Here is a 25,551-nt window from a genome sequence, read left to right on the forward strand (position 1 = left end):
CGGCTTTGCACACGGCGAACCTTTTCCTCGCGCCCGGCACGCCCCCGGCGATCGTCGCTTTCAGCGAGAAACAAGGCCGGGAGGGCGAACAAGCGAAGCGGCGCACACGTTGCTGTGCCTGAGACTGATCAAAAGGCCATTGGTTCGCCCGGCCGGAATGGCCGGGCGGGTGCGGGCGGGGTCGGATCAGGCGAGCTGATCGGTCTGGGTGCCGCTGCCGCCGACCACCTCGATCGCGGTGGTCGCGGCCGCCGTGGCGAAGATGAAGTCGCTCGCATCGAGCTGGTCGGCGTGGTTGCCCTCCAGGGCGATCTCGAACTGGTTGCCCTCGGCGTCGCTCTCACGGTTTTTCAGGTAGGTCTTGGTGCCGGCGTCGTTCAGCACTATCGCCAGGGTACCGTTGTAGCCGTCGCCCAGCCCGGTATAGCCGAGCGCGGAGAGGTCGATCAGGTCGGTGCCGTGGGTGAAGTCGACGATGCTGTCGGTGCCGTTCGTCCCGCTGGCGTAGTTGCGGAAGCTGTCGAGCGCGCCGCCGAAGCGGAAGATGTCGCTGCCGCTGCCGCCGCTCAGGGTGTCGCGCCCCGCCCCGCCGTCGAGGATGTCGTTGCCGGCGCCGCCGTCCAGGCTGTCGTTGCCGGCCCCGCCGAGCAGTTCCTCGGCCGCGCTGCTGCCGGAAAGCGTGTCGTCGCCGTCGCCGCCCGCCAGCACGACGCGCTCGTCGAGGATCAGGTTGGCCCCGCCGAGCGCGGACAGGTCGCCGTCCAGGGCGATCTCGAAACGCTCGCCGGCGGCGTTCGTCTCGAAGCTCTTCAGGTAGGTGCGGGTGCCGGCGCTGTTCACCTGCAGCGCCAGGGTACCGCCGTAGCCGTTGCCCAGACCGCTGAAGCCGAGGCCGGACAGGTCGATACGATCCTCGCTGGCATCGAAGTCAGTGATCAGATCGGCATAGCTGGCACTGTCGGTTCGGTAGCTGTCGGTCAGTTCGCTGAAGCGGAACACGTCGGCCCCGGCCCCGCCGGCCAGCGTGTCGCGCCCGCCGCCGCCGTGGATCACCTCGTCGGCGGCCGTGCCCTGCAGGCTGTCGTTGCCGGCGCTGCCTTCGAGGAGTTGCTGGCCGCTGGGCGTGGCGAAGATGAAATCCTCGTTGCCGAGCAGCTCCAGATAGTTGCCGTCGAGGGAAAACTCGAAGCGGTAGCCGTCGGCGCCGTTCTCGTAGCTTTTCACGTAGGTGCGGTCGCCGGCGCTGTTGAGTACCAGGGCGAGGGTGCCGTTGTAGCCGTCGCCCAGCCCGGTGAAGCCCAGCGCCGATACGTCGAGCTTGTCTTCGCCCACCGCGAAGTCGGCGATGCGGTCGCCCTGGTTGTCGCCGATGTCGTAGTTGCGCTGGCTGTCGGACAGCGCGTCGAAGCGGAACACGTCGGCTCCGGCGCCGCCGGTGAGGCTGTCGCGCCCGGCGCCGCCGACCAGGATGTCGTCGCCGGCCCCGCCGTCGAGCGTGTCGTTGCCGGCATGGCCGAGCAATGTCTCGGCGGCCGAGGTACCGAGCAGGGCGTTGTCGCCGGCATCCCCCTCGATGGCGGTGCGTTCGAAGAGCAGGTTGCCGGCGCCGAGCAGGCCGGCGAAGTTACCGTCCAGGGCGATCTCGAAACGCCGCCCCTCGGCGTCCGCCTCCAGGCTCTTCAGATAGGTGCGGCTGCCGTCGGCACTGACCTGCAGCAGCAGGGTGCCGTCATAGCCGTCGCCCAGCCCGGTGAAGCCCAGCGCGGACAGGTCGATGCGGTCCTGGCTGGCGTCGAAGTCGGTGATCAGGTCGTTGAAGCTGGCGCTGTCGGTGCGGTAGCTGTCGGTGCGCGCGGAGACGCGGAACAGGTCGGCGCCCGCGCCGCCGGTCAGGTTGTCGCGCCCGGCGCCGCCGTCGAGGATGTCGTTGCCGGCGCCGCCGTTCAGGCGGTCGTTGCCGTCCAGCCCGAGCAGCGTCTCGTGGGCGTCGCTGCCGCCAAGCGTGTCGTTGCCGGCCGTGCCTTCGAGGGTCGCCTGCTGGCCGGTGCCGGGCAGGTCGGAGACGACGGAGTTGGCGCCGTAGAGGCGCACCGAGCCGTTCTGCACATTGCTGACGCTGTTGGCGTAGAGGCTGCTGTAGTCGGTGCCGTCGTCGCGCTCCTGGATGCCATAGGTGGAGTTGGCCGAGCCGACGATGGTGTTGCCTTCGATCCAGGTGCCGGTGGTGGTGTAGAAATTGCCGGACACCCCGGCGGTATCGTCGTAGGACTGCAGGAGGATTTCCGCGTAGGAACCGTTCTGCGAATTGTCGTGGATGTAGTTGTCGAGGATCTGCACATCCTCGGCGCCGTAGACGCGCACCCCGTATAGGCCGTTGCCGTAGATCTCGGCGTTCTGCAGGGTGACGTCGTGGGCCATCTTGATCTGCACGCCTTCCAGGCCGTTGTCGTAGTAGGCGCCGCCGTCGATCAGGATGTCGTAGGGGTGCGCCACGTCGGACGAGCCGCGCTGCACCACCAGCCCGGCGCCGCCGTTGCCGTAGGCGACGTTGTTGCTCAGGACGAAGTCGTTGGTGCTGGTGACCACGTTGAAGCCGTGGCGGTCGTTGTTGTACGAGACGTTGTTCTCGAACACCCCGCCGATCTGGAAATCGGCGACGAAGCCGTCGAGGCCGTTATCGTGGGCCACGCTGTCGCGGATCGTCAGGTTGACGGTCTGCTCGTGCGGGTCGAAACCGTAACCGGACATTTCGCGGATTTCCACCCGCTCCAGGGTCACGTCGCGGTCGGCGCCGTCCTCGCCGGGAATGTAGCCGTTGAACCAGCCGTCGACCTTGCCGCTGGTGTTGTCGCGGTTGCCGTCGAGGGTCAGGTCGCTCATGCCGAAGTTGCTGGTCTCCTCGCCGTAGGCCGAGCGGACGATGCCGGTGACGTCCTGGTCCCAGCCGTCGACCAGTTTGATCACCGTCTCGCCCATCCCCGCGCCGACGATATGGACATTACTCTTGATGGTCAGGCAACCATCGGAAGGCTCCTCGCCGCCGCTGACCCGGTATTCGCCGGCCGGCAGGTAGACGGTGCCGCCGCCGGCCGCGTAGGCGGCATCGATCGCCGCCTGGATGGCGGCCGTATCGTCGCTGACGCCGTCGCCCAGCGCCCCGAAATCTTTGACGTTGTAATCCATGCTGCTTCCTGTTCCGTTACTGCGCAGCCCGCAGGCCGCCTGGAAAGTGAAGGGAGGAAGAGTCGACTGGTCGAACAGGCTTTTCCCGTCCCCGGCTCGGCATGCGGCGAACCCTTCCCCGGCGCCCGGCGATCGTCGCGTTCAGCGAGAAAAGCGGGGGGCGGACAAAGCGAAGCGGCTCGCGCGCTGCTGTGCCTGAGACTGGCCCGAAGGCCATTGGTTCGCCCGGCCGGAATGGTCGGGCGGGTATGGGCGGGGTCGGATCAGGCGAGTTGATCGGTCTGGGTGCCGCTGCTGCCGACCACCTCCAACTGTGTGGCGGTGGGATCGCTGCTCGCCACGGCGGCCGAGCCGTCGTCGGCGAAAACCACATTGGCGGCGGAAAGATCGCCCGTGTGGTCGCCGTCCAGGGCGACCTCGAAGCGCCGGCCCTCGAGGTCCTCCTCGTAGCTCTTGAGGTAGGTACGGGTTCCGGCGCTGCTGAGCTGCACCAGCAGGGTGCCGTTGTAGCCGTCGCCGAAGCCGCTGAAGCCCAGGGCGGACAGGTCGATGCGGTCCTCGCTGGCGTCGAAGTCGAGGATCAGGTCGTTGAACACCCCCGCGTCGGTGCGGTAGCTATCGGTACGCGCGGCGAACACGAAGGTGTCGGCACCCGTGCCGCCGGTCAGGTCGTCGCGCCCCGCTCCGCCGTCGAGCTGGTCGTCACCGGCGCCGCCGTCCAGGCGGTCGTCGCCGGCTCCGCCGTAGAGCTGGTCGTTGGCATCGCTGCCGACCAGCACGTCGTTGCCGTCGGTTCCCTGCGGCACTTCGACGGTGCCGCCGGAAAGACTCGAATGGGCGCCGGAAAGCTGCACCGAGGCGACCTGGCCGCCGCTGATGTCGTTGTCCACGAGCGTGGTGTAGTCGCTGCCGTCGTCGCGCTCGCGCACCGCATAGTTGGCGTTGTCCGAAGCGTCGATGAGATTGCCTTCGATCCGGGTGTTCAGGGTCTCGTACAGCTCACCGGTGACCTGGCTGTCGTCGAAGGCCTGCAGCAGGACTTCCGGATAGGTGCCGTTCTGCGAATTGTCGTGAATCTGGTTGTCGAGGATCTGCACGTCCTCCGTGCCGTACAGGCGCACGCCGGAGGAGCCGTTGCCGTAGATCTCGGCGTTCTGCAGGGTGACGTTGTTGGTCATCTTGAACAGCACGCCTTCCAGGGCGTTGTCGTAGTAGGCGCCGCCGTCGATCAGGATATCGGTCGGCTGGGCCAGGTCCTCCGAGCCCCGCTGGATCGTCAGGCCGGCGCCGCCGTTGCCGTAGGCGACGTTGTTGGTCATGACGAAATCGTAGGTGCTGGTGACCACGTTGAAGCCGTGGCGGTCGTTGTTGTAGGCGACGTTGTTCTCGAACACGCTGTCGACCAGATAGTCGGCGACGAAGCCGTCGAGGCCGTTGTCGTGGGCCACGCTGTCGCGGATCGTCAGGTTGATGGTCTGCTCGTGCGGATCGAAGCCGTAGCCGGACATCTCGCGGATTTCCACCCGCTCGATGGTCACGTTGCGGTCGGCGCCGTCCTGGCCGGGGATGTAGCCGTTGAACCAGCCGTCGACCTTGCCGCTGGTGTTGTCGCGGTTGCCGTCGAGGGTCAGGTCGCGCATGCCGAAGTTGCTGGTCTCTTCGCCATAGGCCGAGCGGACCATGCCGGTGATCTTCTGGTCGGAGCCGTCGATCAGCTTGATGACCGTTTCGCCTATGCCGTCGCCGGCCAGGTAGACGCCGTCCTTGAGCATCAGGCAGCCGTCGCCCGGCTCCCCGGTGGGGCTGACCCGGTACTCGCCGGCCGGCAGGTAGACGGTGCCGCCACCGGCCGCGTAGGCGGCGTCGATCGCCGCCTGGATGGCCGGCCGGTCGTCGCTGGCGCCGTCGCCCAGCGCGCCGAAGTCCTTGGCATTGAACACGGCGGGCTCGAAGATCACGTTGCCGCTGTCCAGTTGGCCGCTGAAGTCGCCGTCCAGGGCGATCTCGAAGCGCTGGCCGTTGGCATCGGCCTCGAAACTCTTCAGGTAGGTGCGGGTGCCCGCGGCGTTGACCTGCAGCAGCAGGGTGCCGTCGTAGCCGTTGCCGAAACCGCTGAAGCCCAGGCCGGACAGGTCGATGCGGTCCTGGGTGGGATCGAAGTCGGTGATCAGGTCGTTGAAGCTGGCGCTGTCGGTGCGGTAGCTGTCGGTACGCGTGGAGAACAGAAAGGTGTCGGCGCCCGTGCCGCCGGTCAGGGTGTCGCGCCCCGCTCCGCCGTCGAGGATGTCGTTGCCGGCGCCGCCGTTCAGGTTGTCCCGGCCGTCCAGGCCGAGGAGCCGCTCGTTGGCCTCGGTGCCCTGCAAGGTATCGTTGCCGTCGGTGCCTTCGATAATCGTCATCTGTCCCCCCTGAGACGTCGCGAAAACGAACTGCTCGGCGCTGAGCTGCCCCTGGTAGTTGCCCGCGAGGGAAAGCTCGAAGCTGTAGCCGTTGGCGTCGGTGTCGTAACTCTTCAGATCGGTGCGGTCGCCGGCGCTGTTGAGCACCACGGCGAGGGTGCCGTTGCGGCCGTTGCCCAGCCCGGTGAAGCCCAGCGCCGATACGTCGATCCTGTCCAGGGTCGGGTCGAAGTCGAGAATGCGGTCGGCCTGGTTGTCGCCGGTGGTGTAGTTGCGCTGGCTGTCGGACAGCGCGTCGAAGCGGAACACGTCCGCCCCGGCGCCACCGGTGAGGGTGTCGCGCCCGGCGCCGCCGACCAGGATGTCGTCGCCGGCCCCGCCGTTGAGGGTGTCGTTGCCGCCGTAGCCCAGGAGGGTCTCGTTGGCATCGGTGCCGAGCAGGTTGTCGCTGCCCTCGGTACCGGTGGCCGGAGCGGCGTCGAACAACAGGTTGTTGTCGTTGAACAGACCGGTGAAGTTGCCGTCCAGGGCGATCTCGAAGCGCCGGCCCTGGGCGTCCGCTTCGTAGCTCTTCAGGTAGGTGCGCGTACCCTCGGCGTTGGTCTTCAGCAGCAGGGTGCCATTGTAGCCGTCGCCCAGGCCGGTGAAGCCCAGCGCGGACAGGTCGATGCTGTCCTCGTCGGCGTCGAAGTCGGTGATCAGGTCGTTGAAGCTGGCGCTGTCGGTGCGGTAGCTGTCGGTGCGCGCGGAGAAGCGGAAGGTGTCGGCGCCCGCGCCGCCGGTCAGGTTGTCGCGCCCTGCCCCGCCGTCGAGGATGTCGTTGCCGGCATCGCCGTTCAGGCGGTCGTCGCCGGCCTGGCCGAGCAGCGTCTCGTGGGCCTCGGTCCCGCTCAGCGCATCGTTGCCCGCGCTGCCTTCGAGGGTCGCCTGCTGGCCGGTGCCGGACTGGCTGGAAACCGTCGAGTTGGCGCCATACAGCCGTACCGCCCCGGTCTGCACACCGTCGATGCTGTTGGCGTAGAGGCTGCTGTAGTCGGTGCCGTCGGCGCGCTCCTGGATGCCGTAGGTGGAATTGGCCGAGCCGACGATGGTGTTGCCCTCGATCCAGGTGCCGGTGGTGGCGTAGAAGTTGCCGGACACCCCGGCGGTGTCGTCGTAGGACTGCAGCAGGACTTCGGCATAGGCGCCGTTCTGCGAATTGTCGTGGATCTGGTTGTCGAGGATTTGCACGTCCTGGGCGCCGTAGACGCGCACCCCGTACAGGCCGTTGCCGTAGATCTCGGCGTTCTGCAGGGTGACGTCGTGGGCCATCTTGAGCTGCACGCCTTCCAGGCCGTTGTCGTAGTAGGCGCCGCCGTCGATCAGGATGTCGTAGGGATGGGGCAGGTCGGATGACCCGCGCTGTACCACCAGGCCGGCGCCGCCGTTGCCGTAGGCGACGTTGTTGCTCAGGACGAAGTCGTTGGTGCTGGTGACGATGTTGAAGCCGTGGCGGTCGTTGTTGTACGAGACGTTGTTCTCGAACACCCCGCCGACCTGGTAGTCGGCGACGAAGCCGTCGAGGCCGTTGTCGTGAGCCACGCTGTCGCGGATCGTCAGGTTGATGGTCTGCTCGTGCGGGTCGAAACCGTAACCGGACATTTCGCGGATTTCCACCCGCTCCAGGGTCACGTCGCGGTCGGCGCCGTCCTGGCCGGGGATGTAGCCGTTGAACCAGCCGTCGACCTTGGCAGACACGTTGTCGCGGTTGCCGTCGAGGGTCAGGTCGCTCATGCCGAAGTTGCTGGTCTCCTCGCCATAAGCCGAGCGCACCATGCCGGTGACGTCCTGCTCCCAGCCATCGACCAGCTTGATGACCGTCTCGCCCATCCCGGCGCCGACGATATGGACGTTGCTCTTGATGGTCAGACAACCATCGGAAGGCTCCTCGCCGCCGCTGACCCGATATTCGCCGGCCGGCAGGTAGACGGTGCCGCCGCCCGCCGCGTGGGCGGCGTCGATCGCCGCCTGGATGGCCGCCGTGTCGTCGCTGACGCCATCGCCCAGTGCTCCGAAATCCTTGACGTTGTAATCCATGATCCGCTTCCTAATCCCGTCGTGTTGCTAGGCCCAGGGCTGCCTGGGAAGTGGAGAAGGAAGAGACGACTGCCGGAAAAGGTTTTCCCTGCCTCTGGCTTCGAGCGCGACCGCCTGCACCTTGCGCACAAACACGCCCTGCCGGTCGTTCCCGGAGGCGGCGCTCGGGCGCACCGGAACGCGCCTGTCTGTAGGTGAGATTAGATTGGAAACTTCGGGGCAGCCGGCGGCCGGCCGCCTTGCCGACGACCGGCTGTGTGGCGGAGCGGGACGCGCTAGACGATCGTCCCGGCCTGCGTGCCGCTGTCGCCGAGCACTTCGAGTTCGGTGGTCGTCCCGGTCGCGGCGAAGACCACATTGGCGGCGGAAAGATCGCCCGTGTGGTCGCCGTCCAGGGCGACCTCGAAGCGCCGTCCCTCGGCATCCGCCTCGAAGCTTTTCAGGTAGGTGCGCGTGCCCTCGGCGTTGGTCTTCAGGAGCAGGGTGCCGCCATAGCCGTCGCCCAGACCGGAAAAGCCCAGCGCGGACAGGTCGATGCGATCCTCACTGGCCTCGAAGTCGAGGATCAGGTCGTTGAACACCGCCGTGTCGGTACGGTAGCTGTCCTCGCGGGCGGAAAACACGAAGGTGTCGGCGCCCGCGCCGCCGCTCAGCCGGTCGCGCCCGGCGCCGCCGTCGAGGATGTCGTCGCCGGCCCCGCCGTCCAGGCGATCGGCGCCGGAGCCGCCCTGGAGCTGGTCGTCCGCGTCGCCGCCGACCAGTGGCTCGCCGTCGCTTCCCGCGGACGGCTGTTGCGGTGTCGCGCCGGGTTCGCCGGATACCGTCGAGTGAGGTCCGTACAGTTGGATGGGCTGTTGCACCCCGGCGATGTCGTTGTCGATCAGGCTGCTGTAGTCGGTGCCGTCGTTGCGCTCCTGGATGCCGTAGGTGGAGTTGGCCGAGCCGCTGATGGTGTTGCCCTCGATCCGGGTGTTCAGGGTCGTGTAGTAGGTGCCGGACGCCCCGGCGGTATCGTCGAAGGACTGCAGCAGGACCTCGGGCACGGCGGCCGCCTGCGCGTTGTCGTGGATCTGGTTATCGAGGATCTGCACGTCCTCGGCGCCGTAGACGCGCACCCCGGAGGAGCCGTTGCCGTGGATATCGGCGTTCTGCAGGGTGATGTCGCTGGTCATCTTGAGCAGCACGCCTTCGCGGGCGTTGTCGTAGTAGGCGCCGCCGTCGATCAGGATGTTGCTGGGCAGCGCGAGGTCCTCCAGACCCCGCTGCACCACCAGGCCGCTGCTGCCGTTGCCGTAGGCGACGTTGTTGGTCATGACGAAATCGTGGGTGCTGGTGACCACGTTGAAGCCGTGGCGGTCGTTGGCGTAGGCGACGTTGTTCTCGAACACGCTGTCGACCAGGTAGTCGGCGACGAAGCCGTCGAGGCCGTTGTCGTGGGCCACGCTGTCGCGGATCGTCAGGTTGATGGTCTGCTCGTGGGGGTCGAAGCCGTAGCCGGACATCTCGCGGACCTCCACCCGCTCGATGGTCACGTCGCGGTCGGCGCCGTCCCCGCCGGGGATATAGCCGTTGAACCAGCCGTCGACCTTGCCGCTGGTGTTGTCGCGGTTGCCGTCGAGGGTCAGGTCGCGCATGCCGAAGTTGCTGGTTTCCTCGCCGTAGGCCGAGCGGACCATGCCGGTGATCTTCTGGTCGGAGCCGTCGATCAGCTTGATCACCGTCTCGCCCATGCCGGCACCGGCCAGGTAGACGCCGTCCTTGAGCATCAGGCAGCCGTCGCCCGGCTCCCCGGCGGCGCTGACCCGGTACTCGCCGGCCGGCAGGTAGACGGTACCGCCACCGGCGGCGTAGGCGGCATCGATCGCCGCCTGGATGGCGGCCCGGTCGTCGCTGACGCCGTCGCCCAATGCACCGAAATCCTTGACGTTGTAATCCATATCTCCGCTTCCCGGTTCCGAGTGGAGCAGCCGAAGCTGCCTGGAAAAAGTGGAGCGGGAAGAGACGACGCCCGAACGGGCCGGTCCCGTCTCCGGTTGCAACGCGACTGCCTGGCCCTTGCACAGAGTGCCTCGTGGCGGTCTTTCGAAGCGGCCCGGAAAGGCGCTCGGATGAAACGGCCCACGCGCTTATCTGAGTGAGAGTGAAGCAGTCCCCATCCGTTCGCCCGGCCGTCGGCGAACGGCGCACTCGCCGACGGCCGGAGGCGCCGTCTCAGACGGTCGGATCGTCCGGCTGGCCGCTGGCGCCTATCACCCCGAGTTCGCCGGCCGCCGCAGCGTCGGTCGCGGCGAAGACGATGTTGTCGGCCGACAGCGCGGCGGCATGGTCGCCCTCCAGGGCCACCTCGAAGCTCAGACCCTGGGCGTCCGCCTCGTAGCTCTTCAGGTAGGTGCGCGTGCCGTCGTCGCTGACGCTCACCGCCAGGCTACCGGCATAGCCGTTGCCCAGGCCGGAAAAGCCCAGCGCCGAGACGTCGATCCTGTCCTGGCTCGGATCGAAGTCGAGGATGCGGTCGCCGAAGGTCCCCAGCGGCGAGCGGTGGCTGTCCTCGCGCAGGGCGAAGCGGAAGGTGTCGGCGCCCTCGCCGCCGCTCAGCTTGTCGCGACCGGCGCCGCCGTCGAGCAGGTCGTTGCCGGCGTAGCCGTACAACTGGTCGGCGCCGCCGCCGCCGAGGATCTGCTCGCTGCCCAGGGTGCCGTGCAACTCGTCGTCGAGGTCGCTGCCGACCACCGGCGTTCCCTCGACATTGGGATCGACCGGCACGGGCGTGGCGAACAGGATGTTGTCGGCCGACAACGCGGCGGCATGGTTGCCCTGCAGGCTGACCTCGAAGGAGCGGCCCTCGGCATCCGTCTCGTAGCTCTTCAGGTAGGTGCGCGTGCCGTCGTCGCTGACGCTCACCGCCAGGGTGCCGGCGTAGCCGTTGCCCAGGCCGGTGAAGCCGAGCGCCGATACGTCGAGCTTGTCCTGGGTCGGATCGAAGTCGAGGATCAGGTCGCTGAAGGTGCCCGCCGCCGAGCGCTGGCTGTCCTCGCGCAGGGCGAAGCGGAAGGTGTCGGCGCCCTCGCCGCCGGTCAGCCGGTCGCGCCCGGCGCCGCCGTCGAGCAGGTCGCCGCCGCCATAGCCGTACAATTGGTCGGCGCCGCCGCCGCCGCTGATCTCCTCGCCGAGCAGGGTGCCGTGCAACTGGTCGTCGAGGTCGCTGCCGACGATCGGTTGCGCCTCGGCGCTGGGGTCGACCGGGGTGGCCGCGGCGAAGACGATGTTGCCCGCCGACAGGGTCGCGGCATGGTTGCCGTCCAGCGCCAGTTCGAAGGAGCGGCCTTGGGCGTCCGCGTCGTAGCTCTTCAGGTAGGTGCGCAGGCCGTCGGCGCTGAGGCTCACCGCCAGGGTGCCGGCGTAGCCGTTGCCCAGGCCGATGAAACCGAGCGCCGACACGTCGATCTTGTCCTGGCTCGGATCGAAGTCGAGGATCAGGTCGCTGAAGGTGCCCAGCGGCGAGCGATGGCTGTCCTCGCGCAGGGCGAAGCGGAAGGTGTCGGCGCCCAGGCCGCCGGTCAGCCGGTCGCGCCCGGCGCCGCCGTCGAGCAGGTCGTCGCCGGCCCCGCCGTCCAGGCGATCGTCGCCGGCTCCGCCGCTGATCTGCTCGCCGACGTCGCTGCCGATCAGCACGTCGTTGCCGTCGGTCCCTTGCGGCGGCGCGCTGACAGTGCCGGAGACCGTCGAATTCGGACCGTACAGGTGGGCAGCCTCCTGCACGCCGTTGATGGTGTTGCCGACCAGGCTGCTGAAGTCGGTGCCGTCGTTGCGCTCCTGCACGCCGTAGGTGGAGTTGGCCGAGCCGGTGATGGTGTTGCCCTCGACCCGGGTGTTCAGGGTCGTGTAGTAGTTGCCGGACACGCCGAGGGTATCGTCGTAGGACTGCAGCAGCACTTCCGGGGCGACGGCCGTCTTCGCGTTGTCGTGGATCTGGTTGCCGAGGATCTGCACGCCCTGGGCGCCGTAGACGCGCACCCCGGAGGAGCCGTTGCCGTGGATATCGGCGTTCTGCACGGTGACGTTGTTGCTCATCTTGACCAGCACGCCTTCCAGGCCGTTGTCGTAGTAGGAGCCGCCGTCGATCAGGATATTCTCGGGATGGGCGAGGTTTTCCGAACCCCGCTGCACCACCAGGCCGTTGCCGCCGTTGCCGTAGGCGACGTTGTTGCGCATGACGAAGTCGTTGGTGCTGGTGACGATGTTGAAGCCGTGGCGGTCGTTGGCGTAGGCGACGTTGTTCTCGAAGGTTCCGCCGATCTGGTAGTCGGCGACGAAGCCGTCGAGGCCGTTGTGATGGGCCACGCTGTCGCGCAGCACCAGGTTGATGGTCTGCTCGTGGGGGTCGAAGCCGTAGCCGGACATCTCGCGGACCTCCACCCGCTCGATGGTCACGTTGCGATCGGCGCCCGGCTGGCCGGGGGCATAGCCGTTGAACCAGCCGTCGACCTTGTCGACGGTGTTGGCGCGGTTGCCGTCCAGGGTCAGGTCGCGCATGCCGAAGTTGCTGGTTTCCTCGCCGAAGGGCGAGCGGACTATGCCGGTGATCTTCTGGGCCGAGCCGTCGACCAGTTTGATCACCGTCTGGCCCATGCCGGCGCCGGCCAGGTAGACGTTGTCCCTGAGCGTCAGGCAGCCGTCGGAAGGTTCCCCGGCGGCGCTGACCCGGTATTCGCCGGGCGGCAGGTAGACGGTACCGCCGCCCGCGGCGTGAGCGGCGTCGATCGCCGCCTGGATGGCGACCCGGTCGTCGCTGACGCCGTCGCCCAGTGCTCCGAAATCCTTGACGTTGTAATCCATATCTCCGCTTCCCGATCCCATGTGAGGCAGCCGAAGCCGCTTGGAAAGAGGAGCGGGCGAGAACGTCCGCTCCAGCCTCTGACGCGATTGCCCGGTCCTTGCGCCTGACGCCCGCGGCGGCCCTTGGCGAAGCCCCGCGTACGACGCCCGGGCAAAGCATTCCTTGCGTTGCCGTGGATGAGGGGTGGAAAGGATTCGTCCCGCGAACGGCGGTCCGCCGCTCGCGGGAAACGCCGTATCAGACGATCTGGTCCTCCGGCAGGCTGCTGGCGCCTATCACTTCGAGTTCGGTGGCCACCGGAGCGGCCGCGGCGAAGACGATGTTGCTCGCCGACAAGGTCGCGCTGTGGTTGCCGTCCAGCGCCAGTTCGAAGGAATGGCCCTGGGCGTCCGCGTCGTAGCTCTTCAGGTAGGTGCGCGCGCCCTCGACGTTGGTCGAGACCGCCAGGGTGCCGGCGTAGCCATTGCCCAGGCCGGTGAAGCCGAGCGCCGACACGTCGATCTTGTCCTGGTTCGGGTCGAAGTCGAGGATCTGGTCGCTGAAGGTTCCCGTGGGCGAGCGGTGGCTGTCCTCGCGCAGGCTGAAGCGGAAGGTATCGGCACCCTCGCCGCCGCTCAGCTTGTCGCGCCCGGCGCCGCCGTCGAGCAGGTCGTTGCCGGCGTAGCCGTACAACTGGTCGGCGCCGCCGCCGCCGAGGATCTGCTCGCTGCCCAGGGTACCGTGCAGCTCGTCGTCGAGGTCGCTGCCGACCACCGGCGTTCCCTCGACGTTGGGATCGACCGGCACGGCCGCGCCGAAGACGATGTTGCTCGCCGACAGGGTCGCGGCGTGGTTGCCGTCCAGCGCCAGCTCGAAGCTCCGACCCTCGGCATCCGCTTCGTAGCTCTTCAGGTAGGTGCGCAGGCCGTCGACGCTGGTGGTCACCGCCAGGGTGCCGGCGTAGCCGTTGCCCAGGCCGGTGAAGCCGAGCGCCGACACGTCGATCTTGTCCTGGTTCGGGTCGAAGTCGAGGATCTGGTCGCTGAAGGTCCCCGCCGCCGAGTGGTGGCTGTCCTCGCGCAGGCTGAAGCGGAAGGTGTCGGCGCCCTCGCCGCCGCTCAATTTGTCGCGCCCGGCGCCGCCGTCGAGCAGGTCGTTGCCGGCATAGCCGTACAACTGGTCGGCGCCGCCGCCGCCGAGAATCTGCTCGCTGCCCAGGGTGCCGTGCAACTCGTCGTCGAGGTCGCTGCCGACGATCGGCGTCCCCTCGACGTTGGGATCGACCGGCACGGCCGCGCCGAAAACGATGTTGGCGGCCGACAGGGTCGCGGCGTGGTTGCCGTCCAGCGCCAGCTCGAAGCTCCGACCCTCGGCATCCGCCTCGTAGCTTTTCAGGTAGGTGCGCGTGCCCTCGAGGTTGGTGGTCACCGCCAGGGTGCCGGCGTAGCCGTTGCCCAGGCCGGTGAAGCCGAGCGCCGACACGTCGATCTTGTCCTGGTTCGGGTCGAAGTCGAGGATCTGGTCGCTGAAGGTTCCCGCGGGCGAGCGGTGGCTGTCCTCGCGCAGGCTGAAGCGGAAGGTGTCGGCGCCCTCGCCGCCGCTCAGCTTGTCGCGCCCGGCGCCACCGTCGAGCAGGTCGTTGCCGGCGTAGCCGTACAACTGGTCGGCACCGCCGCCGCCGAGGATCTGCTCGCTGCCCAGGGTGCCGTGCAACTCGTCGTCGAGGTCGCTGCCGATCACCGGCGTTCCCTCGACGTTGGGATCGACCGGCACGGCCGCGCCGAACAGGATGTTGTCGGCCGACAGCGCGGCGGCATGGTTGCCCTGCAGGCTGATCTCGAAGGAGCGGCCCTCGGCATCCGTCTCGTAGCTCTTCAGGTAGGTGTGCGTGCCGTCGACGCTGGTAGTCACCGCCAGGGTACCGGCGTAGCCGTTGCCCAGGCCGGTGAAGCCGAGCGCCGACACGTCGATCTTGTCCTGGGTCGGATCGAAGTCGAGGATCTGGTCGCTGAAGGTCCCCGCCGCCGAGCGGTGGCTGTCCTCGCGCAGGCTGAAACGGAAGGTGTCGGCGCCCTCGCCGCCGGTCAGCTTGTCGCGCCCGGCGCCGCCGTCGAGCACATCGGCACCGCCATAGCCGTACAGCCGGTCGGCCCCACCGCCGCCGCTGATCTCCTCGCCGAGCACGGTGCCGTGCAACTGGTCGTCGAGATCGCTGCCGACGATCGGCGTTCCCTCGACGCTGGGATCGACCGGGGTGGCCGCGGCGAAGACGATGTTGGCGGCCGACAGGGTCGCGCTGTGGTTGCCGTCCAGCGCCAGCTCGAAGGAACGGCCCTGGGCGTCCGCCTCGTAGCTCTTCAGGTAGGTGCGCGTGCCCTCGGCGTTGGTCGAGACCGCCAGGGTGCCGGCGTAGCCGTTGCCCAGGCCGGTGAAACCGAGCGCCGATACGTCGATCTTGTCCTGGTTCGGGTCGAAGTCGAGGATCTGGTCGCTGAAGGTTCCCGTGGGCGAGCGGTGGCTGTCCTCGCGCAGGCTGAAGCGGAAGGTGTCGGCACCCTCGCCGCCGCTCAGCTTGTCGCGCCCGGCGCCGCCGTCGAGCAGGTCGTTGCCGGCGTAGCCGTACAACTGGTCGGCACCGCCGCCGCCGAGGACCTGCTCGCTGCCCAGGGTACCGTGCAACACGTCGTCGAGGTCGCTGCCGACGATCGGCGTCCCCTCGACGTTGGGATCGACCGGCACGGCCGCACCGAAGACGATGTTGGCGGCCGACAGGGTCGCTGCATGGTTGCCGTCCAGCGCCAGCTCGAAGCTCCGCCCCTCGGCATCCGCCTCGTAGCTCTTCAGATAGGTGCGCAGGCCGTCGGCGCTGGTGGTCACCGCCAGGGTGCCGGCGTAGCCGTTGCCCAGGCCGGTGAAGCCGAGCGCCGACACGTCGATCTTGTCCTGGTTCGGGTCGAAGTCGAGGATCTGGTCGCTGAAGGTCCCCGCCGCCGAGCGGTGGCTGTCCTCGCGCAGGCTGAAGCGGAAGGTGTCGGCGCCCTCGCCGCCGGTCAGCTTGTCGCGCCCGGCGCCGCCGTCGAGCAGATCGTTGCCGGCGTAGCCGTACAAGCGGTCGGCGCCGCCGCCGCCGAGGATCTGCTCGCTGCCCAGGGTGCCGTGCAGCTCATCGTCGAGGTCGCTGCCGACCACCGGCGTCCCCTCGACGTTGGGATCGACCGGCACGGCCGCGCCGAAGACGATGTTGGCGGCCGACAGCGCGGCGGCATGGTTACCCTGCAGGCTGATCTCGAAGGAGCGACCCTGGGCGTCCACCTCGTAGCTTTTCAGGTAGGTGTGCGAGCCGTCGGCGCTGGTGGTCACCGCCAGGGTGCCGGCGTAGCCGTTGCCCAGGCCGGTGAAACCGAGCGCCGACACGTCGATCTTGTCCTGGTTCGGATCGAAATCGAGGATCTGGTCGCTGAAGGTCCCCGCCGCCGAGCGGTAGCTGTCCTCGCGCAGGCTGAAGCGGAAGATGTCGGCATCCAGGCCGCCGGTCAGGCGGTCGCGCCCGGCGCCGCCGTCGAGCACGTCGTTGCCGCCGAAGCCGTACAGGCGATCGTCGCCGGCCCCGCCGACGAGTTCCTCGCCGACTTCGGTGCCGTATAGCAGGTCGTTGCCTTCGGTACCCGCAACGGCCGTCGTTTCGATGGAAGGTCCCTCGGAGACGACCGGATTGCCGTTCTCGTCGGTAGTACCCTCAACCACCAGTTGTTCTTGGCCAGACATATCGGAATCCCTCGTATTGTCGTTGCTGTCGCAGTAGCCTCGGCCGGTCGTGGCCGCCCGCTACTGGGTACTTCGGAGACTGCCGTGTTGCCTTCAGCACCCTCGACTCTCCGCTGCTGGCCATTGCCTGGACCGGCTTCATGGAGCAGCGCGGGTGTGCCTGCGTACCACTGATGTCGTTCGTAGAGATTGCTGCTCGCTGCTGTCGTTATCGCGCTCCCCTACATCGCTGTTGGCATTGGTCGGGCAGCGGCCCGACGGTTCGACTCCGTGTGGCGATCATCGGACGGCGCCACGGGACGACGGGCCGTCCTGCGGACAGCCCCATCCCGCGCTTCGCCGTGAAGCGGGTCGTTCAGAATCGGCACGCCCCCGGCGACGCGAATGCGCACGCCATCGCCGGCGTCGCCGCGATGGGTGTCGCCCTCGATCGGGGCTTTGCTCGAATGAGTGAGATTTTCCGCTTCGCGCGGAGCCGGGCCGTCACGCCTGCGGCGGGCGGCCTCGTTGCGCGGAGCGGAAGCGTGGGAGCCGGCGCTGCCGTCGTATCGACGAGCCGGCATTCGCCGGCCGGCATGTGGATGCTCTCCGTCGCACGGGTGGCGCCGGGCGCCTCCCGCATGCCCACCCGATCATCGGTGGTGCGATCCCCCAGAACTTCGAAATCCCTGACCTTGTAATCCATATCCACTTCCCGACCCAGTGATATGCAGCGAAACGCTGTCTAACCGGAATGGAGTAGGAAGAGACGACTACCCGAACAGACTTTCCGTCTCTGGCCTCGACACGACCGGCCGGCCCTGCGCCTGGCGCATCTCCGACGGTCGCGCGAGGGGCTCCGAAGAGCGCCCGAATGAAACGATCCATACGTTTCAAGGGGTGAGACTGGGGAAGAAACAGATCGGTTCGCCCGATCGTCGGCAATCGGGCAGGCTTGCCGACGACTGGGGGCGTGTCGAGCCCGGACACACCAGGCCAGGGCATATCAGGCCGGGCCGGACCGCGCCAGGCCGAGCCGCATCAGGCAGCCTGCGAGCTGCTGCCGATCACTTCGAGGTTGGTGAAGATGAAGTCGCCGTTGGAGAGCTGATCGGCATAGTTGCCGTCCAGGGCGATCTCGAAGTGGTTGCCGTCCGCATCGCTTTCGCGGTCCTTGAGGTAGGTCTTGGTGCCGTCGGCATTCAGCAGCACGGCGAGCGTGCCGTCGTAGCCGTTGCCCAAGCCGCTATAGCCGAGGGCGGAGAGGTCGATCAGATCCTCGCCGACGGTGAAGTCGGTGATGTCGTCGACCCGGCTCGTCCCATTGTCGTAGTTGCGGAAGCTGTCCAGCGTGGCGTTGAAGCGGAACACGTCCGCGCCGCTGCCGCCGGTCAGGGTGTCGCGTTCGGAACCGCCATCGAGAATATCGTCGCCGGCGCCGCCGTTCAGGATGTCGCGCCCCGCGCCGCCGAGCAGTTCCTCGTTCAGCTCGGTGCCGGAAAGCTGGTCGCCGAGGCGAGTGCCCTCCAGTACCAGGCGTTCGAAGACCAGTTGCTTCTCGCTCAGGTCGGAGAAGACGCCCTCCAGGGCGATCTCGAAGCGCCGGCCGTCGGCATCCGTGTCGAAGTTCTTGAGATAGGTGCGGTTGGTTTCGCTGCTGGTCCAGAGCAGCAGGGTACCGTTGTGGCCGTCGCCCAGGCCGCTGAAGCCCAGGCCGCTGAGATCGATGCGGTCTTCGCCCGGGTCGAAATCGAGAATCAGGTCGGAGAAGTTGTCGCCCGAGTTCTGGTAGCTGTCGGCCACGCTGGTGAAGCGGAATATGTCCGCGCCTTCGCCGCCGCTGAGCTGGTCGCGCCCCAGGCCGCCGTTCAGGATGTCGTCGCCGGCACCGCCTCTCAGCACGTCGTTGCCCAGACCGCCCGCGAGGCTGTCGTTGCCGCTGCCGCCGTCGAGGATTTCCGCCATCGCGTTGCCGGTCAGGCTGTCGTCGCCCTCGGTGCCGGCGATGGTCTTGTGCCTGAAGACCAGGTTGCTGTCGTCGAGCCGACCGACGAAGTTGCCGTCCAGGGTGAGCGAGAAATAGCGGCCGTCGGCGTCCTTCTCGTAGCTGCGCAGATAGGTGCGGCTGCCGTCGCTGTTGGCCAGCACGGCCAGGGTGCCGCCGTAGCCGTCGCCCAGGCCGGTGAAGCCGAGCCCGGTGAGGTCGATGCGATCATTGCTGGCGTCGAAGTCGAGGATCTGGTCGGCGACGCTGCTGCTGGCGGTGTAATAGCTGTCGCTGACCGCCGTGAAGCGGAAGATGTCGGCGCCCTCGCCGCCGGTCAGGCGATCGCTGCCGGCACCGCCTTCGAGAACGTCGTTGCCGGCGTCGCCGCTCAGGGTGTCGTTGCCGCTGCCGCCCACGATCAGATCGGCGATCGGGGTACCGGTCAGCAGGTCATTGCCGGTGCTGCCGTCGATGAACTGGTAGGCATCGCCCGACCTGCCGGAGAACGTCGAGTTCGTCCCCGAGAGCTGCACGATCCCGCGCTGGGTGCCGCTGACGCTGTTGTTGCCGATGCTGGTGTAGTCGGTGCCGTCGGCGCGCTCCTGGATGCCGTAGGTGGAATTGGCCGAACCGACGATGGTATTGCCCTTGACCGTGACGTTCTGCGTTTCGTAGTAGTCGTCGGACGGGCCGTCGCGGTCGTCGTAGGATTCCACGATGACTTCCGCGTTGGCCTTGCTCTGTGCGTTGTCGTGGATGTAGTTGTCGAGGATCCGCACGTCCTCGACGCCCTGCACGCGCACGCCCGCGTAGCCGTTGCCGTAGATCTCGGCGCCCTGCAGGGTGACATCGGTGCTCATCTTGATCAGCACGCCTTCCTGACCGTTGTCATGGAAGGAGCCGCCCTCGATCTCCACGTTGTAGACGAAGTCCCGGTCTTCCGAGCCGCGCTGGACCACCAGGCCGTTGGCGCCGTTGCCGTAGGCGACGTTGTTGGTGAAGACGATGTCGTGACTGCTGGTGACGATGTTGAAGCCGTGGCGGCCGTTGTTGTACGAGACGTTGTTCTCGAACACGGCGCCGATCTGGAAGTCGGCGACGAACCCGTCCTTGCCGTTGTCGTGGGCGACGCTGTCGCGGATCGTCAGGTTGATGGTCTGCTCGTGGGGATCGAAGGCGTAGCGGGATACCTCGCGGATCTCCACCCGTTCGACCGTGACGTTGTAGTCCGCGCCATTCTTGCCGGGAATATAGCCGGTATAGAAGCCGTCGACCTCGCCTTCGGTGTTGTCCTGGTTACCGTCGATGGTCAGGTCGCTGATACCGTAATCATGGGTTTTCTCGCCGTTGGCCGAGCGGATGATGCCGGTGAGCTTTTCGTCCCACCCATCGACCAGCTTGATCACCGTCTCGCCCATGCCGGCACCGACGATATAGACGTTGCTCTTGATGATCAGAGCGCCGTCGGAGGCCTCGTCGCCACCGCTGACCCGATATTCGCCGGACGGCAGGTATACCGTCCCGCCCCCCGCCTTGTGGGCGGCATCTATCGCCGCCTGTATGGCATCCGTGTCGTCCGTCTTGCCATCACCCTTGGCACCAAAATCCTTAACGTTGTATTCCATCTGCTTCGCTTCCGTATGCAAACTGCGCAGCCGAACGCTCTTGAAGGAAATCGAGGCGGAGAAAGCCGGCTGCCCGAACAGCGATCCCTGCCTCCGGCATCGTCGCGACTACTCGGCTTCCTACCACCGGCCCCTTCCCGAGTGGGCAAGAAAAGAGTTCCGGAAATACTGGCCGACGCGTTGCCGTGAGTTTTCCGACTATGGAAGCCTTTATTAGTTCTCCAGGGAATCATGAAGTTTTTCTAATGCCAAAGCGTTCTCAAATTTTCTCCGCCATCCGGCCATGACGACGGTCGCCATTGCCGGCCACCCCGCCGAAGTAGAGCGCGCCGGGCAGAACCATGCGCGGGTGCAGGGAACGCCGGCAGGGCAATCGCATGAAATGCCCGTCCGATACCGGACTGGAAAGATTGTGTGCCTGGTCGTTCCTGCGTGGTCTCCGGCTCCGCCGCATCGGCTACTCGGCAAGCAGCCCATGCAGCGGAGCCGCCGCCTTCTCTCAGGAGGCGCCCTTTCAAGGTCCCGCACTTTCCCATTGGCGGCGGACCTAGGGTGCGGAATCGATACGCAGCTCTTGTCCCCAGCCCGGCGCAAACGGGCCCGCTCCGGCCCTGCCGGCGAACAGCCGACCGGTGCCCGACCGAATCCCCTGAAAACCGCCTTTCAAGCGCTGGAGGTCGGCTCCCGGTGGTCGCCTGGCACCGGAGACGGCAATGGCTGTCCGGCGAAATGGGCCCGCAGATTGGCCATGAGCAAATCGGCCATGGCCCGGCGGGTGGCCCACGTGGCGCTGGCCATGTGCGGCGTCAGCAGCACATTGTCCAGTTCGAGCAGCCGCGGATGCACCCGCGGCTCGTCTTCGAACACGTCCAGCGCCGCTCCCAGCAGACGGCGCTCGGCCAGGGCCCCGGCCAGCGCGGCCTCATCGACCACGCTGCCGCGTCCCACGTTGACCAGGATGCCTTCGGGACCTAGGGCATCGAGCACGGAGGCGTCGATCAGATGGCGGGTGTCCGCCCCGCCGTTGGCGCTGACCACCAGGAAGTCCACCTGCGCGGCCAACTCGTGCACGGAGGCGAAATAGCGGTAATCCACCGGACGCGGCCGGCGCCCGCAATAGGCGATCAACATGTCGAACGCCGTGGCGCGGCGGGCGATGGCCGAGCCGATCCGTCCCAGGCCGACGATGCCCAGGCGTGCCCCGCTGACCTTGCGCGTGAAGGGAAACGGCCCGCCCGCCCAGGCCCCCTCGCGGACGAAGCGATCGGCGACGGCGACGCGCCGGGCGATGCCCAGCAGCAGCGTCATGGCGAAGTCGGCGACATCGTCGGTCAGCACATCCGGCGTATGGGTGACGGGAATCCCACGCGCCTCGGCGGCCCGCACATCGACGCCATCGTAACCGACGCCGAACACCACGATGATTTCCAGCGCCGGCAGGCGATCGAGCAGTTCGCGGCTCACCCGCGATTCGCCGTTGGCGACCAGGGCACGGACATCCGCGGCGGCGGCACCCAGCTCCGCGCCGCTCTCGGACCCTTCCAGCACCCGGTAATCCGCGTACAGGCGCTCGCTCAGGAGATCGGGCAGACGGGCGATCTTCAGCACGTTCGGTTTCATCAGTTCAATGGCTCCTCGAAACATGATCACGGACCGGGCGACGGGCCTGCCCGCCGCCCAGGTGGAGTCCCAGCAGACCGCCGGCCAGCAGGGCGCAGGCCACCAGCAGCAGGGCGTAGTCGTAGCTGTGGGTGGTGTCCTTGATCCAGCCCATGACCGGCGGCAGCCCCAGGCCGGCGATATTGGCGATGGCGTTGATGAGCGCGATCGACACCGCCGCCGCCGGCCCGGACAGGTACTCGGTGGTGGTCGCCCAGAACACCGGGGTCGCCGCCCAGTTCAGGGCGACGGTGAACACCAGCATCGCGTAGGCCAGCGGCTGGCTGTCGGTAATCACCGCGGTCCCGAGCAGGATACCGGCGCCCAGCAGCGGGCCGCCCAGGTGCAGGCCACGCTCGCCGGAAAGATCGGAACGACGACCGTTCAAGTACATGAACAGGCAGGCGAAGAGGAAGGGCAAGGCCGACAGCAGACTGACCGTGAAGGCGCCCTGCCCCGATACCGACTGCACGATCAGCGGCAGGAACAGGGTGATGCCGATGGTGCCGAAGGCCTGCAGCAGCCAGAACAGGCTGAGCAGCCAGACCTGCCGGCTGCGGAAAGCCACATGCCAGGCGTCGTGATGGGAAATCGCCGTGGTCTCCCGCTCGGCCGCCAGGGTGCGGGTCAGCCAGCGCTTCTGGGCAGCGTCGAGCCAGTGGGTGCGCTCGGGCGACTCCGGCAGATAGCGCAATACCACCACGCCGAGCACGGCGGCCGGCAGACCTTCGAGCAGGAACAGCCAGCGCCAGCCGGCGATGCCCAGCAGCCCGTCCAGATGCAGGAAGGCTCCCGACAGCGGCAGGCCGATCACCGAGGCCAGCGCCGCGCCGATATAGAAGAACGACATCGCGCGGGCCCGGTCGCTGCGCGGATACCACTGCGCCAGGTAATAGATGATGCCTGGCGTGAAGCCGGCCTCCGCCGCGCCCAGCAGCAGGCGCATGACGTACAGTTGGTCGGCGCTCCGTACCAGGCTCATGCCGGCGGCCACCAAGCCCCAGGTGATCATGATGCGGGCGATCCAGCGGCGCGCACCGACGCGGGAGAGGATCAGGTTGCTGGGCACCTCCAGCAGGATATAAGTCACGAAGAACAGCCCGACCCCTATGCCGTACATCCGGGCGGTCAGTCCGAGATCGGCATTCATCTGCAGGGCCGCCACCGAGATGTTCGCCTTGTCGATATAGGCGATCAGATACAGCAGCATCAGGAAGGGAATGAGCTTCAGGTTGAGCCGGGCCATGGTACCGGCATGGAGACTGTCGTCCGGTGTCGCGTGCGTCATCGGAAATTCCTCTTGTTGTGGTTATTCGTTCGGAAAGAGAGGCGACTCACTCGCGTATCCGTTCGACCTTGCCGACCACCACGCCGAAGCAGAGCGCGCCGAGCAGGGCCATGGCGGCGATGTAGGTGATCGCCGGGGTGAAGTCGTCGCCCCGCACCAGAAGTCCGATGACGATCGGTACGCTGACCGCGGACAGGTTGCCGATGAAGTTGAACACCCCGCCGGTCAGCCCGAGCAGCCGCTCCGGGGCCAGCGCCGAGACCAGCGACCAGGTGATCGAGGCCAGGCCGTTGCCGAAGAAGGCCAGGGCGAGGAAGAAGATGATCGCGCCCGGCGACTCCACGTAGTTGGCGCCGATGATGCTGCTGGAGATCAGCAGGCCGCCGATGATCGGCGTCTTGCGCGCCAGCCCCAGGGAACGGCCGCGGCGCACCAGCCAGTCGGAGAGCAGGCCCGAGCAGATCACCCCGCAGAAGGCGGCGAGGAACGGCAGGGAGCCGAGGAAGCCAGCCTTGATGAAGTCCAGGCCGCGGTACTGCACCAGATAGGTGGGGAACCAGGTGAGGAAGAACCACAGGGTCGAGGTCAGCGCGAACTGGCCGAGGTACAGGCCCCACAGCTTGCGCTTGTTCAATACGCAGCGGAGGTCTTTCCAGTCGAAGCGCTTGTCCCGGCTCTGGCGTTGCCCCAGGTCGACCAGCCCGCCGCCCTCGCGGATCAGCGCCAGCTCGGCGTCGTTGGTGGCGCGGGAGTCGCCGGGCTCGCGGTACAGCGCATACCAGACCAGCGCCCAGAGGATGCCGATGCCGCCGGTGAGAAAGAACACCGTCTGCCAGCCGAAGGTCTGCTGCAGGTAGATCAGCAGCGGGGTGAGGAAGGCCAGGCCGACGAACTGCCCGGAGGTGTAGAAGCCGATCGCCGAGGCCCGCTCGCTTTCCGGAAACCAGGTGGTGACCACGCGGTTGTTGATCGGGTAGGACGGCGCCTCCAGCGCGCCGACCGCCAGGCGCAGGAAGAACAGACCGATGAAGCCGCCGACGAAACCGAGCAACAGGGTGGCCAGCGACCACAGCCCGATGGCCAGGGCGTAGAGCAGCCGGGGCTGTACCCGGTCGATCAGCCAGCCGCCGGGAATCTGCATGGCGGCGTAGGTCCAGCCGAAGGCGGAGAGCACCAGGCCCATCCGCACCGGGTCGATGCCCAGGTCGCGGGACAGCAGCGGTGCGGCGATGGCGAGGTTGCTGCGGTCCAGGTAGTTGATCACCACGGTGACGAACAGCAGCAGCATGACGAAGAAACGCGAGCGCGACGGGGCCTGGCCACAGGCCACGGCGGTATTGTTGTTATGCATGGCGTTTGACCTGCACTCCCGGACAGCGGGCGCCGGGAGCGTCCTTGCAGTGAGGGAAAACGGCGGCCGGCGACGGCTTCAGGGCACCTCTAAAAACGTGGGCGAGGCAGTCAGCGCAAGGCAAAAACAGGCGAAAAAGCGGAATTTACGCGCTGTAAATGAGCATTTTGAGCCTGTTTTTAACGCAGCGATGACCACGCAGGTAGTTTTTAGATGTGCCCTTCAGGCGGACCGGCGCGCCGCGGCCGGATCTACCACTCGGCGACGCTGCCGTCGGCGTGGCGCCATACCGGGTTGCGCCAGCGGTGGCCGACATCGGCGCGCTCGAGCACGTAGTCCTCGTTGACCTCGATGCCGAGCCCCGGCCCCTGGGGGATGTCGACGAAGCCGTCGCGGTAGGCGAAGACTTCCGGCCGGGCCAGATAGTCGAGGATGTCGTTGCTCTCGTTGTAGTGGATGCCCAGGCTCTGCTCCTGGATGAAGGCGTTGTAGCAGACCGCGTCCAGTTGCAGGTTGGCGGCCAGGGCGATCGGCCCCAGCGGGCAGTGCAGCGCCAGGGCGACGTCGTAGGCCTCGGCCATGGCGGCGATCTTGCGCGTCTCGGTGATGCCGCCGGAGTGCGAGGGGTCGGGCTGGATGATGTCGACGAAGCCGTCGGCCAGCACGCGCTTGAAGTCCCAGCGCGAGAACAGCCGCTCGCCGAGGGCGATGGGCGTCGAGGTGTGCTCGCGGATGTCGCGCAGCGCCTCGTAGTTCTCGCTGAGCACCGGCTCCTCGATGAACATCAGCCGGTACGGCTCCAGCTCCCTGGCGAGGATCTTGGCCATCGGCTTGTGCACCCGGCCGTGGAAATCCACGCCGATGCCGATGTCCGGTCCCACGGCCTCGCGCACCGCCGCCACGTTGGCCACCGCCGCGTCGATCTTGGCGTGGGAGTCGACGAACTGCAGCTCCTCGGTGCCGTTCATCTTCACCGCGCTGAAGCCGCGGCCGACCACTTCGCGGGCGGCGCGGGCGACGTCGGCCGGGCGGTCGCCGCCGATCCACGAATAGACCTTGATGCGCTCGCGGCACTGGCCGCCGAGCAGCGCGTGCACCGGCACGCCGAGGGCCTTGCCCTTGATGTCCCAGAGGGCCTGGTCGATGCCGGCCAGGGCGCTCATGTGGATCGGCCCGCCACGGTAGAAGCCGGCGCGGTAGAGCACGTTCCAGTGATCCTCGATCAGCCGCGGGTCCTTGCCGATCAGGTAGTCGGCCAGTTCCTCGACGGCCGCCGCCACGCTGTGCGCACGCCCTTCGACGATCGGCTCGCCCCAGCCGACGATGCCCTCGTCGGTCTCGACTTTCAAAAACAGCCAGCGCGGCGGGACTATGTAGGTGGTCAGTCGGGTGATCTTCATGGTTTGCCTCTTGTTGTGCGGGC

The 25,551-nt window shown here is 67.4% G+C and carries 11 protein-coding genes; all 11 read right to left on the reverse strand.

The genetic code is table 11. The features are described from left to right. Positions 1–186 precede the first annotated feature (186 nt). The 11 genes from AVCA_RS23385 to dgoD all read right to left on the reverse strand — a co-directional run bounded on the left by AVCA_RS23385 (position 187) and on the right by dgoD (position 25,528). Complete coding sequence (locus tag AVCA_RS23385) at positions 187–3,183, reverse strand: M10 family metallopeptidase C-terminal domain-containing protein (protein WP_012703555.1); 2,997 nt, start codon at positions 3,181–3,183, stop codon at positions 187–189. Between the two features lie 263 nt (positions 3,184–3,446). Beyond that, entirely contained in the window at positions 3,447–7,658 is a 4,212-nt protein-coding gene (locus tag AVCA_RS23390; RefSeq protein ID WP_012703556.1) for a glycosyl hydrolase family 28-related protein, read from the reverse strand. Between the two features lie 275 nt (positions 7,659–7,933). Beyond that, the gene (locus AVCA_RS23395) at positions 7,934–9,595 is read right to left on the reverse strand and encodes a glycosyl hydrolase family 28-related protein (protein ID WP_012703557.1); all 1,662 of its coding nucleotides are present in this window, start codon (positions 9,593–9,595) and stop codon (positions 7,934–7,936) included. A 274-nt stretch (positions 9,596–9,869) separates the two neighbouring features. After that, positions 9,870–12,494, reverse strand: coding sequence for a glycosyl hydrolase family 28-related protein (locus tag AVCA_RS27170; RefSeq protein WP_012703558.1), 2,625 nt, complete (start codon positions 12,492–12,494; stop codon positions 9,870–9,872). 238 nt (positions 12,495–12,732) lie between these two features. Continuing rightward, positions 12,733–16,239: a M10 family metallopeptidase C-terminal domain-containing protein gene (locus AVCA_RS23405; protein ID WP_012703559.1), complete on the reverse strand. Its 3,507-nt coding sequence runs from the start codon at positions 16,237–16,239 to the stop codon at positions 12,733–12,735. 355 nt (positions 16,240–16,594) lie between these two features. After that, a complete protein-coding gene (locus AVCA_RS23410; protein ID WP_041807467.1) occupies positions 16,595–16,924 on the reverse strand; it encodes a hypothetical protein in 330 nt (109 codons plus the stop codon). 335 nt (positions 16,925–17,259) lie between these two features. Further along, the gene (locus AVCA_RS23415) at positions 17,260–19,830 is read right to left on the reverse strand and encodes a glycosyl hydrolase family 28-related protein (protein WP_012703560.1); all 2,571 of its coding nucleotides are present in this window, start codon (positions 19,828–19,830) and stop codon (positions 17,260–17,262) included. A 663-nt stretch (positions 19,831–20,493) separates the two neighbouring features. Next, positions 20,494–21,450 carry a 2-hydroxyacid dehydrogenase gene (locus AVCA_RS23420; protein WP_012703561.1) on the reverse strand — a complete coding sequence of 319 codons (957 nt, stop codon included), beginning with the start codon at positions 21,448–21,450 and terminating at the stop codon, positions 20,494–20,496. 4 nt (positions 21,451–21,454) lie between these two features. Then, positions 21,455–22,777, reverse strand: coding sequence for an MFS transporter (locus tag AVCA_RS23425; RefSeq protein ID WP_012703562.1), 1,323 nt, complete (start codon positions 22,775–22,777; stop codon positions 21,455–21,457). Between the two features lie 46 nt (positions 22,778–22,823). Further along, a complete protein-coding gene (locus AVCA_RS23430; RefSeq protein WP_012703563.1) occupies positions 22,824–24,128 on the reverse strand; it encodes an MFS transporter in 1,305 nt (434 codons plus the stop codon). 251 nt (positions 24,129–24,379) lie between these two features. Beyond that, positions 24,380–25,528: a galactonate dehydratase gene (gene dgoD, locus AVCA_RS23435; RefSeq protein WP_012703564.1), complete on the reverse strand. Its 1,149-nt coding sequence runs from the start codon at positions 25,526–25,528 to the stop codon at positions 24,380–24,382. Positions 25,529–25,551: the final 23 nt, after the last annotated feature.

It is taken from the genome of Azotobacter vinelandii CA, assembly GCF_000380335.1.
GTDB classification, from domain to species: Bacteria; Pseudomonadota; Gammaproteobacteria; order Pseudomonadales; family Pseudomonadaceae; genus Azotobacter; species Azotobacter vinelandii.